This window comes from Microbacterium mangrovi, assembly GCF_000802305.1.
In the GTDB taxonomy this organism is placed as follows: Bacteria; Actinomycetota; Actinomycetes; order Actinomycetales; family Microbacteriaceae; genus Microbacterium; species Microbacterium mangrovi.
In genome coordinates this window covers 93,288-106,435 of record NZ_JTDK01000005.1, presented here as the reverse complement: position 1 = coordinate 106,435, position 13,148 = coordinate 93,288, and the positions used below count along the sequence as shown (strand labels likewise).

General features: G+C 69.0%; 12 protein-coding genes. 4 read left to right on the top strand and 8 right to left on the bottom strand.

Features of this window, described 5'->3' with window-relative positions; genetic code table 11:
* Positions 1–71: 71 nt before the first annotated feature.
* Positions 72–686 carry a CYTH domain-containing protein gene (locus tag LK09_RS04030; protein WP_039396299.1) on the bottom strand — a complete coding sequence of 205 codons (615 nt, stop codon included), beginning with the start codon at positions 684–686 and terminating at the stop codon, positions 72–74.
* Positions 687–834: 148 nt separating this feature from the next.
* Positions 835–1,755: an NAD(P)-dependent oxidoreductase gene (locus LK09_RS04025; RefSeq protein WP_039396295.1), complete on the bottom strand. Its 921-nt coding sequence runs from the start codon at positions 1,753–1,755 to the stop codon at positions 835–837.
* A 167-nt stretch (positions 1,756–1,922) separates the two neighbouring features.
* Between LK09_RS04025 and glgP the strand changes: the two genes are divergently transcribed.
* The 3 genes from glgP (at position 1,923) to LK09_RS04010 (ending at position 7,033) form a co-directional block, all read left to right on the top strand.
* On the top strand, positions 1,923–4,481 hold the full coding sequence (gene glgP, locus LK09_RS04020; RefSeq protein WP_039396292.1) for an alpha-glucan family phosphorylase: 2,559 nt from the start codon (positions 1,923–1,925) through the stop codon (positions 4,479–4,481).
* Positions 4,482–4,514: 33 nt separating this feature from the next.
* Positions 4,515–5,246 (top strand): glutamine amidotransferase, encoded by a 732-nt coding sequence (locus LK09_RS04015; protein ID WP_039396289.1) that lies wholly within the window; start codon positions 4,515–4,517, stop codon positions 5,244–5,246.
* A 116-nt stretch (positions 5,247–5,362) separates the two neighbouring features.
* A complete protein-coding gene (locus LK09_RS04010) occupies positions 5,363–7,033 on the top strand; it encodes a GspE/PulE family protein (protein WP_039396285.1) in 1,671 nt (556 codons plus the stop codon).
* Between the two features lie 133 nt (positions 7,034–7,166).
* Here LK09_RS04010 and LK09_RS04005 read toward each other — a convergent pair whose 3' ends face one another.
* On the bottom strand, positions 7,167–7,592 hold the full coding sequence (locus tag LK09_RS04005; RefSeq protein ID WP_039396282.1) for an Lrp/AsnC family transcriptional regulator: 426 nt from the start codon (positions 7,590–7,592) through the stop codon (positions 7,167–7,169).
* 377 nt (positions 7,593–7,969) lie between these two features.
* On the opposite strand from LK09_RS04005, the gene LK09_RS20580 reads away from it, so the two are divergent.
* Complete coding sequence (locus LK09_RS20580) at positions 7,970–8,305, top strand: LysE family transporter (RefSeq protein WP_197060961.1); 336 nt, start codon at positions 7,970–7,972, stop codon at positions 8,303–8,305.
* Between the two features lie 63 nt (positions 8,306–8,368).
* Here LK09_RS20580 and LK09_RS03995 read toward each other — a convergent pair whose 3' ends face one another.
* From LK09_RS03995 to pilM, 5 genes are read right to left on the bottom strand one after another with little or no spacing between them, the layout of a single operon-like run.
* Entirely contained in the window at positions 8,369–9,610 is a 1,242-nt protein-coding gene (locus LK09_RS03995) for a type II secretion system F family protein (RefSeq protein WP_039396279.1), read from the bottom strand.
* A 3-nt stretch (positions 9,611–9,613) separates the two neighbouring features.
* Positions 9,614–10,750, bottom strand: coding sequence for a type IV pilus twitching motility protein PilT (locus tag LK09_RS03990; protein ID WP_082008043.1), 1,137 nt, complete (start codon positions 10,748–10,750; stop codon positions 9,614–9,616).
* The gene (locus tag LK09_RS03985) at positions 10,750–11,454 is read right to left on the bottom strand and encodes a hypothetical protein (protein ID WP_039396275.1); all 705 of its coding nucleotides are present in this window, start codon (positions 11,452–11,454) and stop codon (positions 10,750–10,752) included. The genes LK09_RS03990 and LK09_RS03985 overlap by 1 nt, the downstream gene beginning before the upstream one ends.
* A complete protein-coding gene (locus LK09_RS03980; RefSeq protein ID WP_039396273.1) occupies positions 11,454–12,116 on the bottom strand; it encodes a hypothetical protein in 663 nt (220 codons plus the stop codon). The genes LK09_RS03985 and LK09_RS03980 overlap by 1 nt, the downstream gene beginning before the upstream one ends.
* The gene (gene pilM, locus LK09_RS20575; RefSeq protein WP_052226390.1) at positions 12,116–13,144 is read right to left on the bottom strand and encodes a type IV pilus biogenesis protein PilM; all 1,029 of its coding nucleotides are present in this window, start codon (positions 13,142–13,144) and stop codon (positions 12,116–12,118) included. The genes LK09_RS03980 and pilM overlap by 1 nt, the downstream gene beginning before the upstream one ends.
* Positions 13,145–13,148: the final 4 nt, after the last annotated feature.

The following is a 13,148-nucleotide window of genomic DNA, read 5'->3' as shown; positions in this document are numbered from 1 at the left end:
AGGCATCCTCCCCTCGCGTCATCCCCTCCGCACGAAGCGCGCGGCCCGGGCCGAAACCCGCCACAAGGGGGCTAGGAGGTGAGGGCGCGGGCCAGCTTCGAGCCGGATGCCGCGATCCGGCCGCCGGCGGCGAACACCAGTGCGTCGGCGGCGGCGAAGTACTCCGCGATCTCGTCGGCCGGGGCGGCGGGGCCGAGTTCGAGTTCCCATTCGCGCCACGCGGTGACGCGGCCGCTGTGGGCGGCCTCGGCTTCGACGCGGTCGTCGACGAACTCCGCCACCAGCCGGCCGTCCGCATCGGTCAGGGCATACGCGTGCCGCTGGTTGCGGATGCGGGCGATCGGCGCGAACGGCGGCCGCGCCCACCGTTCGACGGCGGCGACCACCGGAGCGGGAACCTCATCGGCGGGAAGGTCTCCGAGCGGCCAGTGCAGCTCCTGCTTGCCCTCGGGGACGGTGATCTTGACATGCCAGCCGGCATCCGGACCGCCGGTGCGGCGACGCAGGGCCACGCCGGCCCGGGCGAGGGCGGCATCCTCGGTGTCGAGGTACCGGGCGTCGAGTTCGCGCACCTCGACCTCGCCGACGGAGGCCACGCCGGGCAAGGCGGACCAGTCCGGAAGCGGGGTATCGGCGTCGGCGTCGTATTTGCGCTCGATCTCGAGCGAGCTGTGCGGCGCGGTCATGGAGTCAACGATACGGGCAGGGCACAGTGCGTTTCGTCTCGCTTCGCTCGCTCAACGACCGGGAGTCTCGCTGCTCCTGAGCGAGGGAGCGCAGCGACCGAGACGAAGGGCGCTCAACGACCGGAGGGCGACCGGCGGCGGCCCGCGGTCAGGCGTCGGGGGTGTATCCGCGCAGCTGCTTGCCCTCGGGCACCGCGAACAGGGTCATCAGCGACGTGTCCTTGTCGCCGAGGCCGCGGGCGATGAGTTCGTCCAGCTGCGCGAGGGCGAGGGATGCCGCCGGCATCGGCACTCCGGCATCCTCACCGGCCGCGACCGCCAGCGAGCAGTCCTTGCGAGCCAGATTCACCGAGAAGGTCGCGTCGAAGTTGCGGTTCGCGGCGGCCGTGGGCACGACGCCCGGGACCGGCCACCAGGTGCGCTGCGGCCAGGACTGCCCGGACGACGAGTCGGCGACCTGGTAGAAGACCTCCTGGTCGAGGCCGAGCTGCTCGGCCAGCTGCGACCCCTCGGCGACGGCGAGCATGTCGATGAACAGCATCATGTTGTTCACGAGCTTCGAGCCGATGCCCGAGGTCGGGCCCCCGCAGTCGATCACGTGGCCGGCCATCGCCGAGACGAACGCGTGCGCGCGGGCGGTGGCATCCTTCTCGCCGCCCAGCATGAACGTGAGCGAGTGGGCTTCGGCTCCCGCAGTGCCGCCGGAGATCGGCGAGTCCACGAACGAGAATCCGCGGGCCGCGGACTCCTCGTGGCACCAGCGGGAGGTGGCGATGTCGACCGTGGAGGTGTCCAGCAGCAGCGTCGCCGTGTCGGCGTGGGCCCAGATCCCCTCTTCGTCGGAGTACACCTCGTGCACGTGGGCCGGCATCGGCAGCGACGTGAAGCACGCGTCGGCCCCGTCCAGGGCCTTCGCGATGCTGCTGACGATCTGCACGCCGTGCGCCGCCGCCGTCTCGCAGGCGGCGGGGCTCAGGTCGTAGCCGCGCACGGTGTGTCCGGCGGCGACGAGGTTGGCCGTCATCGGCGCGCCCATGTGTCCGAGTCCGATCCAGGCGATCTGCGACATTCCGGCCTCCTTCGGTCGCGCGGGCGCAGCACCCGCTTGCTGGCCACCTTAGGTGGCGCGCGCGTGCGCGGCAACGCACCCCGCGGGCGATCGCCGATCGGGCCGGGTCGGATGCCGGACGCAAAGCGTGCCACTGCCGTTAACATGCCGCCCCTAGACTCCGAAGGGTGAAGGCCATCCGAACGTTCACCGTCCGCCCCGTGCTCGCCGATTCCCTGGCAGCGCTCGATCGGCTCGCCTCCAACTGGCGATGGTCGTGGTCGCGCACGCCGTACGACCTGTTCTCATCCATGGATCCGGAGCTGTGGGCGGAGGTCGGCGAGAACCCGGTGCAGATGCTGGGCGCCATCGGCCAGGAGCGCCTGGATCAGCTCGCCGACGACGAGGAATTCGTGAGCCGGGTGCGCGAGGAGGACGAGCGCCTCACCGCCTACCTCGCCGGGGACCGCTGGTTCCAGCGGCTCGAGGGCGACAAGCCGGTGCACATCGCGTACTTCTCCCCCGAGTTCGGCGTCGACGGATCGCTGCCGCAGTACTCCGGCGGGCTCGGCATCCTCGCCGGCGATCACCTGAAGAGCTCGAGCGACCTGGGCGTGCCGCTGACCGGCGTCGGCCTGTTCTACCGCGCCGGCTACTTCCGTCAGTCGATCGGCGACGACGGCTGGCAGCGGGAGAGCTACCCGCTGCTGGATCCGTACGGCCTCGGCCTGACGCTGCTGCGCGACACGGACGGCGCGCCCGTCCAGATCGCGCTCGATCTTCCCGGCGACCGGCGCCTGGCGGCGCGCATCTGGGTCGCCGACATCGGGCGCATCCCGCTGCTCCTGCTGGATGCTGAGACCCCGTCGAACAGCGAGGAGCTGCGCCGGGTCACCGATCGCCTGTACGGCGGCGGCGGCGAGCACCGCCTGCTGCAGGAGCTGCTGCTGGGCGTCGGCGGCGTGCGCGCGGTGCGCGCATTCTGCGCGGCGACCGGTCGGCCGACCCCGGACGTCTACCACACCAACGAGGGCCACGCCGGGTTCCAGGGCCTGGAGCGGATGAGTGAGTACATCACCGGCGCCGGCCTGAGCTTCGACGAGGCGCTCGCGCAGGTGCGGGCATCCACCGTGTTCACCACGCACACGCCGGTGCCGGCGGGCATCGACCGGTTCCCGCGCGACCTCATCTCGGCGTACCTGTCCAGCGCGCTGTTCCGCGGTCTGGATGCCGAACGCGCGCTCGCCCTCGGCCTCGAGGACTACGACGGCGGCGACCGGGGCGTGTTCAACATGGCCGTGCTGGGCCTGCACCTCGGTCAGCACGCGAACGGCGTCTCGCTGCTGCACGGCGATGTCAGCCGGCACATGTTCGGGGCGCTGTGGCCGGGGGTCGACGCCGACGAGGTGCCGATCGGGTCGATCACCAACGGCGTGCACGCCCCCACCTGGGTGCACGACCGGCTCAAGGAGCTCAGCGAGCGGCGCTTCGGCGACTCCGCCGTGCCCACCCACGACTGGACCGACACCGCCCGCGTCTCGGACGAGGAGCTGTGGAGCGTGCGGTACGACATGAAGCGGGAGCTCGTCGCCGAGGCCCGGCGGCGGGTGGCGGCATCCGCCCTGCAGTCCTCGCCGGTGGCCCCCGCCTGGATCGAGGACCTGCTCGACCCGGACGTGCTGACGATCGGCTTCGCCCGCCGGGTGCCCACCTACAAGCGGCTCACCCTCATGCTGCGCGACCCGGAGCGGCTGACCCGGATCCTGACCGACCCGGAGCGTCCGGTGCAGATCGTGATCGGCGGCAAGTCGCATCCGGCCGACGACTCCGGCAAGATCCTGATCCAGCAGCTCGTGGCGTTCAGCCGCACCCCCGCTGTGCGGGGCCGGATCGTGTTCCTGCCGGACTACGACATCACGCTCGCGAAGACCCTCTACCCGGGCTGCGACGTCTGGCTGAACAACCCGCTGCGCCCGCTCGAGGCGTGCGGCACGTCGGGCATGAAGGCGGCGCTGAACGGCGCTCTCAACCTGTCGATCCTCGACGGCTGGTGGGACGAGTGGTTCGACGGCCGCAACGGCTGGGCGATCCCCACCGCCGACACCGCGACCAACGAGGTGGAGCGCGACGACGCCGAGGCGGCCGCACTGTACGACCTCATCGAGCACCGCCTGGTGCCGACGTTCTACAACCGCGAGAACGGCATCCCGCGGGAGTGGATGTCGATGGTGCGCCACACGATGACCGAGCTCGGCAAGCGCGCCACCGCCGACCGGATGGTGCGCGACTACGTCACCGCCCTGTACACGCCGGCGGCCGCGCACGACGCGGCGCTGCGCGCCGACGACCACGCCAAGGCGCGGGAGCTGGCCGCCTATATCGGCCGGGTGCGGGCGTCGTGGCCGAACGTCAGCATCGCGCACATCGACCAGACAGGCATCCCGCAGCAGGCGGCGGCCGGCGACCTCCTCGAGGTCAAGGCGGCAGTGCGCCTGGACGGCCTGTGCGCCGACGACGTCGCCGTGGAGCTCATCGCCGGCAACACGGACGAGAACGACGAGCTCGTGTACACGAGTTCGACCCGGCTGCGGGCGCGCGGGCCCGCAGGCGCCGACGGGCTGACCGAGTTCACGTGCGTGCAGCCCCTGACGGTGACGGGATCCTTCGGATACACGGTCCGTGTGGTGCCATCGCATCCCCAGCTGGTCTCGGCGGTGGAGCTGGGTCTCGTCACCTACGCGTCGTAGGCGACGGCCGCGGTCGTCCCGTACGCTCGGGGCATGAAGCCGTTCGTGCTGCTGGCGACACGGGCCGAGGACCTCCCCGCCGACGAGGAGTACGCGCTGTTCCTGCGGTACACCGGGCTGGCGGAATCCGACCTGCGCCGCGTGCGGCTCGAGGCCGGGCCGATGCCCGAGCTGCGCCTGGACGAGCTGTCCGGGATCTTCGTGGGCGGCGGCCCGTTCAACGCGTCGGACCCGGCCGAGAAGAAGTCGGCCGTGCAGCAGAGGGTGGAGGCCGAGTTCGCGACGCTGCTGGACGAGGTGGTCGCGCGGGACTACCCGTTTCTCGGCGCCTGTTATGGCATCGGCACGCTCGGCGTGCACCAGGGCGCGGTGATCGACGACCGCTACCGCGAGCCGATCAGCGTGGTCGACGTGACGACGACGGATGCCGGCGCCGCCGATCCGCTGCTTGAGGGACTCCCCCGCACGTTCACCGCGTTCGTCGGGCACAAGGAGGCGGTGTCGGTGCTGCCGGCTTCGGCGACGCTCCTCGCATCGTCGCCGACCTGCCCGGTGCAGATGTTCCGCGTGGGCGCGAACGTGTACGCGACGCAGTTCCATCCGGAGCTGGACGTCGACGGGATCACCACCCGCATCCGGGTGTACGCCGGGCACGGCTACTTCGCCGCCGACGAGCTGCAGCTGACGCTGGATGCCGTGCGGCGCGCACCGGTGTCGCATCCCTCCTTGATGCTGCGCAACTTCGTCGAGCGGTACGCCCGCTGACCTGGCGGTGAGGTCGCCGAGAGCCGTGTCCCGTCGGGGCGCTCGCCCCGTAGGATGACGAGAGAGGCGGACCTGGGACCGCCTCACCGTCTTCTGGGGAACGAAAAGAGGCCGACGTGCGGGGACTCGCGCAGACACTGGTGCTGACCGGAGCCGTGCGTGCGGCCGACATGTCGGCGGCGCTCGCCGCGGTCGGCGACGGGCCGCAGCTCACCCAGCACCTGGTCGGGCTTCACCTCGTGACGGAGGCGGAGGTGGCCGAGGCCGTCGCCCTGCAGACCGGGCACCGCTACTTCGACCTGAACGACGTGGTGCTCGACCCGGCGACGGTCGCGCTGGTGCCGGGTCCGCTGTGCCGGCGGTATCAGCTGATCCCGCTGGAGAAGTCCGGCGACCGGCTGCTGGTCGCGATGCTCGACCCCACCGACATCATCGCGATCGACGACATCACAAGCATCACGGACCTGCAGGTGGATCCCCTGGTGGTCGCGGCCGATGCGCTGCGTGCGACGTTCGAACGGTACCTGCGCAGCGACGACGAGCTCAGCGACCTGTCCGAGCAGATCGGCGAGACGGCATCCTCCGCCGCGGCCACGATCTTCTCGGAGGCGCTGGACGAGCAGGATGCCGACGCCCCCGTCGTGCGGTTCGTGAACCTGCTCATCTCGCAGGCCATCAACGACCGGGCCAGCGACATCCACATCGAACCCGGCGAGCGGCAGCTGACCGTGCGGTACCGCATCGACGGGGTGCTGCACGAGATGCAGAAGGCCGACCGGGCGATCCAGGACGGCATCATCTCGCGCCTGAAGATCATGTCGTCGATCGACATCGCCGAGCGTCGCAAGCCGCAGGACGGACGCCTTACGGTGACGCACGAGGGCCGCACCATCGACGTGCGCGTGGCGACGCTGCCGACCGTGTGGGGCGAGAAGATCGTGATGCGGATCCTCGACACGTCCGGGCAGCTGATGTCGATGCGCGACCTGCGGTTCTCGGAGTTCAACGAGGAGCGGTTCTCTGCGGCGATCAAGCGTCCGCACGGCATGGTGCTGGTCACCGGGCCGACCGGCTCCGGCAAGTCGACGACGCTGTACACGGCGCTGCGGACGGTCTCCAACCCGGCGATCAACGTGATCACCGTCGAGGACCCGGTCGAGTATCGCCTGGCCGGCATCAACCAGGTGCAGGTGAACCAGCGGGCCGGGCTCACGTTCGATTCGGCGCTGCGCTCGATTCTGCGCAGCGACCCCGACGTGGTGCTCGTCGGCGAGATCCGCGACCAGGAAACCGCGGTGATCTCGGTGGAAGCCGCCCTCACCGGTCACCTGGTGCTCTCGACGCTGCACACGAACTACGCTCCGTCGGCGCTCACGCGTCTCACGGAGATCGGCACCGAGCCGTTCCTGGTGGCGACCGCGCTGAGCGCCGTCGTCGCCCAGCGGCTGGCGCGGATGCTGTGCACCCGGTGCCGGCAGCCCCTCGGCGAAGACGTCGAGCGCCTGCGTCAGATCGGGATGCCGGAGCACCTCCTCGAGTCGGCGAACGTCTACAAGGCGGTCGGTTGCACGGCCTGCTCGCACACCGGATACCGCGGGCGCATCGCCCTGCACGAGGTCATGACGGTGACCGACGAGATCGAGCAGCGACTGGTCGCCCGGGCGACGGGCACGGAACTGCGCGAGCTGGCGCTGGCGCAGGGCATGGTGTCGCTGCGGGATGACGGATGGGCGAAGGCCGCGCAGGGGCTGACCACCATCGAGGAGATCCTGCGGGTTTCGATCTGACGCGGCGGGATCGGTGCTCCGCGCTCCGCTGAGCGGCGCGAGCGGAGGGGATGCAACCGGCGGAGGAGAGTTCGGCACCGAAGCATCCTCCGCTTGCGTCATCCCCTCCGCAGGACGCCGGTTTCCGAGGCGGTCAGCGCGGGCGGAGCGCGACGCGGGTCTGCGTCTGGGCGGCGCCGCAGGTCTTCTTGAGCGTTCGGAGGAGGATGTCGAGCGCTCCTGTGTCGGGGACGTAGGCGCGCACCAGGTAGTCGTAGGGGCCGGTCATGTGGACGGCTTCGACGATCTGCTCGATGGGGCCGATGTTGGCCATGAACGTGTCGTTGTCGGTGGTCGCGTCCAGGCGGACGTCGATGAAGACCTCCAAGCCGCCGCGCGGACCCGGTGCGTCCTGCCCGGTGATCACGGTGTAGCCGAGGATGATCCCGTCGGACTCGAGGCGCCGCACCCGGGCTGCCGTCGCATTGGTGCTGAGGCCGACCTCGCGTCCGAGTTCACTGAACGAAAGACGCGCGTTCTTCTGCAGGAGACCGAGAATCTGCTCGTCTTTGGGGTCCATACTGCGCATGATATCCGTTTCGCAGGGGTTTTGTCGGCGCCTGGTCGGGATGCCGCGCACACTGGACGGCATGGGTGCGATCTGGGGTGCGATGCTCGCCGGCGGACTTGCCGGGTTGGGCGTTGCGATGCCGCTCGGAGCCGTCGGGGCGCTGCTGTTGCGCGAGAGCCTCGTGGGCGGGTTGCGGGTCGGCGCGGCGGCGGCGGCCGGAGTGGCGACCGTCGACCTTGTGTACTGTGCAGCGGCGACGGCGACCGGCACGTGGCTCGCGGGGGTTGTCCAGGGGTACCGGGGGTGGTTTCTGATCGGATCGGGGGTGCTCATCGTCGCGATCGGGGTGCGGCAGGTGGTCACCGGGGTTGCGGCCGGTGCCGGCGGTGGCGCTTGCGGGCGGCCGGGCGTCCGCGCGCGGGGCGTACCTCCGGTTCGTCGGGCTCACCGCCGTCAACCCCCTGACCCTGGTGTACTTCGTGGCACTCGGGGGCGCGGTCGTCTCGCCCGGGGACACGTGGGGTGTTCCGGTCGCGTTCGTCGCAGCGGGCGGGTTGGCGTCGCTGGCGTGGCAGCTGGTGCTGGCCACGAGCGGAGCCGTGTCTCGGCGCGCGGTGGGGGCGCGCGGGGTGCGCTGGATCGGGGCGGCGGCGTCAGCGGTGGTGGTCGCACTCGGCATTGGAGTGCTGGTGAGCGGGGTCGGCGGTTTCGGCGCGGGGTAGGTGGCAGGTGGCCGACTCACCGGCCGGTGGGGAGAACTGAGCCGCCCACCGACCGGGAGGTCCTTAGTGCGACTGGTTCGCGAGGTCCGCGTAGAGCGTGAAGATCGGGAGGTACAGCGAGATCACCATACCTCCGATGACGATGCCAAGGCCCACGATGAGGATCGGCTCGATGAGCGACGACAGCTGCTCGGTCGCCGTGTTCACCTCGTCCTCGTAGAAGTCCGCAATGCTCGTGAGCATGTCGGAGAGCGTTCCTGATTCCTCGCCGACCGCCACCATTTGCGGCACCATCGGCGGGAAGACCCGCGCATTCTCGAGTGGCACGGAGAAGGACTTGCCGGCGCGAATCGACTCCTGGATGTCGCGGACGGCCTCCTCGATCTTCCAGTTGTTCGCCGCCTGCCCGACGATCGAGAGTGCCTCGATGATCGGCACGCCCGCGTTGAGCATCATCGACAGGTTGCGGGAGAACCGTGCCACGGCGATCTTCGTATTGAGCTTGCCGAACACGGGCATCCGAAGCTTGATCGGGTCGACCGTCTTGCGGTAGCGATCGGTGAACCGGTTCCGCGTCCACCAGATCCACGCGACCAGCGTGACGATGATCAGAGTGGGAATGATCCACCACATGTTGTGGGAGATGTTGACCAGGATCTGGGTAGGAAGCGGGAGAGCCTTGCCCATACCGGCGAACATGTTCGCGAAGACGGGCACAACGAACGTCACCATGCTCAGGACACCGATGATCGCGATGACGAGCACGACCAGCGGATAGGTCGTGGCGGCCCGGATCTTCCCATGCAGTTCTGTCTCTCGCTGGTAATTCTGAGCGATCGAGTCAAGAGCCGCACCGAGGAAACCACCGGACTCCCCCACCCGGACGATCGAGATCACGAGCGGTGGGAACACATCCGAATGACGTGCGAGTGCGCCTGAGAACGATGATCCGCTCTCGATGTCACCGGCCACCGAGGTCAACACCGGTCGCAGCTTCTTGTCCGTCGTCTGCTCAACGAGGATCGACAGCGTGCGCAACAGCGGAAGCCCCGCGTTGATGAGCGCCGACATCTGCCGCGCGAAGAGCGCGAGTGACTTCGATGACACGCCCTTGCGCAGCGAGGGCAGCGTGATCTCGCGGTGAAGTCCCGTCTTGGCCTTCACCTCCACCTGAAGCGGTATGAGCCCCTGCGCCTTGAGCTTGGAGATCACGGCGGACTCGTTCGGCCCCTCGATGGTGCCCTTCACGACGCCGGTGTGGCCTTGCTGAAGAGCTTGAAAGGCGAACTCCTGGACGATGGCCATGACTCAGCCCCATTCCTGTCGCTGAGACTCGCCCGCATGATGCGTCCACGACTCCGCATCCAGGTCGACGGGGCGCACGTGCACCCCATCGAGGGATTTGGGATCGCTGGCGAACGCGCGGGCCATCACCTGCGAGATCGTGCCGTTGCCGACCAGTCGACGCAGGTCCTGGTCGAGCGTGTGCATCCCGACGGACGCGCCCGCCTGCATCGCGGTGTAGAGCTGCGCGACCTGACCTTCGCGGATGAGGTTGGCGACGGCAGGCGTGTTGATCAGCACCTCGGTGGCGATCGTGCGCCCGTTCTCCTGGGCAAGCGGCAGCAGTGTCTGGCTGATGATGCCCTGCAGCGTGTCACCGAGCTGTGCGCGAATCTGATGCTGCTTGTCGGCGGGGAACACGTCGATGATGCGGTTGATCGACTTCGCAGCCCCCTGCGTGTGCAGCGTCGAGAGCACGAGGTGTCCGGTCTCGGCAGCCGACAGGGCCGTCGAGATCGACTCCGGATCGCGGAGCTCGCCGACGAGGATCACGTCGGGGTCCTGACGGAGCACACGGCGCAGTGCCTCGGCGAACGAATTGGTGTCGCTGCCGACCTCACGCTGGTGGATGAGTGCCTTCGCGCTCGTGTGGTGGAACTCGATCGGATCCTCGATCGTCACGATGTGCACCGGTCGCTGCTGGTTGATGATGTCGACCATCGCGGTCAGTGTCGTCGACTTGCCGGAACCGGTCGGCCCGGTCAGCAGCACGAGGCCGCGGGGCCGCAACGCGAGGTCGCGTGCGATCGCCGGCGCTCCTAGTTCGTCGAGGGTGAAGACGCGTCCCGGGATGAATCGGAGAGCAATCGCCGTCGACTCCAACTGCCGGAAGACGTTGACCCGGAAGTGGCCGATCGACGCGTCGTAGTGGGCCAGGTCGACCTCGTGGTGCTCGGCGAACTCCCGGCGCTGCCCGTCGTTCATGAGGCTGTCGGCGACCCGCTCGACCCAGTCCTCCGACAGCGGATCGGGATACCCCGCGATCGGCACGAGATCGCCGTCGATGCGCAGCAGCGGCGGGCGCTCCGCCGTGATGTGCAGGTCGGATGCCGATCGACGCGCGCCGATCGCAAGGAGCGGCGTCAGTTCTGAACTGATCATCAGTTGCCGCCCTTCGCGACGACGGCGGTCGACGGTTCGGCGAACGCGAGGGCCGTGACCTGGAGGGAGACTGCGGAGCCCGTGCCACCCCCGGCTGCGACGGAGGAGACGTTGGCGAGGAGGCGGGGCCCGGATCGGAGTGCATCGAGGAACTTGGCGGCGTTCTTCGTATCGGGCACCGTGACCTGGATGGTGATCTCGATCTGAGTGCGACCTTGGCCCGCTGCGGCGGCGGCTCCGGCGGGGGGCTGGGCAACCGGGGCAGGACTTGCGGCGGGAGACGCACTGGCCGACGGTGCGGGCGTTGCGGATGCCGTCGGCGCGGGCGTGGGCTGCCCGGCCGGCACAGGGGCGCTCCGCTGAACGAACGCGGCCGGATCACCGGCGGTCACGCTCGTAATGGTCGCCTTCGCCGTCTGAGCGGAGTTCGCCACGAGCAGGAAGACGTCGTCGAGACGATACTCGGCGGGGATCTGGCGGTGAAGTTGGGCGACTGAGGCGTTCAGCGCCGCCATATTCTGCTTCTGGCGTTGCAACTGGTCGATGCGAAGTTGGTAGGCATCGTTCTGGGCTGCCACCTGGTCTGCTTGCGAGCTCGTCGAGAGCGCCGTCGAGATCTGCGGGACCACACCGATGACGACGGCCAGGACGAGGATGCCCGCCGCGACGACGATGCCGATCAGGTTGATGAGCTGCTTGGGCATCACTTGCCTCCCGCCGTGTAGGCGCCGGAGTAGATCGACTGGTCGAACGTCACGTTCAACAGGTAGGTGTAAGCCCCCTGAGTGGCGCTCGATCCGGTCAGCGACTGGCCGTCGGCGCTGATGACGTCGGGGATGGCACGCAACTTTCGGATCACGGCCGCCATGTCGACGGCATTGGGGCTGGTCAGTGTGATGGTCCCGGTCAGCCCCACGGCATCCGCGGGCTTGACACCAGGCGACGGGACCGCGCCGCTGGTGAGATCGAACCCTGTCGTGGTCACCCCGGACGGCAGTGCGGAGGAGACGGTGACGAAGACCGGCGACCAGGCGAAGTCCGCTCCCATCGCATCAGCACGGAACGACTTGAGTTCCTTCTCGGACGCCATCGCGGTGCTGACGTCCGACAACCCGGCGATTTGAACGAGAAGCGTGTTGGTGGTCGCCTGCTCGGACACCAATCGGACCGACGCCAAGAAGTTGACGACGAACGCGGCGCCGATCAGCAGGGCAGCGACGACGATCGTCGCGAAGATGCCCCAGATCCATTTGCCGGTGAGTGTCTCTCGTTCGCGCTTGTCGACCTCGGAGCGCGGCAGCAGGTTGACACGAGGCGCGCCTCCGATGGGCGCTGCCCCTGCTGCGACGGGAACTTTGCGGGCCATCAGTGGTCCTTTCCATTGGCAGTTCCGAGGGCGAGCCCGAGCGTGCTGACGAGGTTGTAGGAGAGGTCCCCGGCCGGTGCTGCGCCCCGGCCGAAGACGAGGTCGGCGATCCCGATCGCGCGCAGGGGCGACTCGATGCCGGTCGCCAGGCTCTCGACGAGGCCGTCGACGCCGACGCCGGCGCCGGAGATCAGCACCTGGTCGAAGGGCTGCGCCGTCGGGCGGTTCTGATAGAACGCGAGCGTCGAGCGAACCCGCGCGATGAAGTCGGCTACGGGTCGATCGGCGGCGTGCGAGCGCAGTCCCCCGCGCGGGCGAACGCCACCAGAGAGAACGAGGGATTCTTCGGGCTCAGGGACGACGACGGGTGCCATGACCTCACCTGTGCGACGCCGGACGGCCGCCGTCTGCAGGTCGACCGGGATGATGCGCACGAAATCGGGGACGCCGTCGCGCGTGACGACGACCTGCGTCGTGTGGTCTCCCGCGTAGACGACCGCCACTGTCCCGGCGGGATTGACGAGATGGGCGGCACGGGCCAGGCCGAACGCCGTCAGGTCGACGCCCGAAACACGGATCTTTGCTCGGCCGAAGGTGGCCATGATCTTCTCGATCGTCTCGGAAACGGCCGCGACGAGGAGGCCCGTCACCTGATCGCCCTCCTGGGAGGTCGGGTAGTAGTCGAGCACGGCCTGACTCACCGGCACAGGCAGAAGGTCCTGCACCTGGAACGGCAGCGCCTGACGCAGCAGATCCGGACGCATGGCCGTCGTCGTGTATTCCCGTACCAGGATGCGACGGCTGGCGACGCCGAGCGTCACGGTCTTCGACCGGAACTTCGCATTGGTCCACAACTGCCGGATCGCGACCGAGACTGCACCGGGATCCAGCACCTCGCTGTCTTTCGCCGCGTCCGGCGGAAGTGCGACTTCGCCGAAGGTGACGATTTGCGGCGTGCGGCCCTGCGACACCTCGACCGCGCGCACGCTCTCTTCGGTGATCTCGACACCGATGACGCTCTTAGCCATCCCC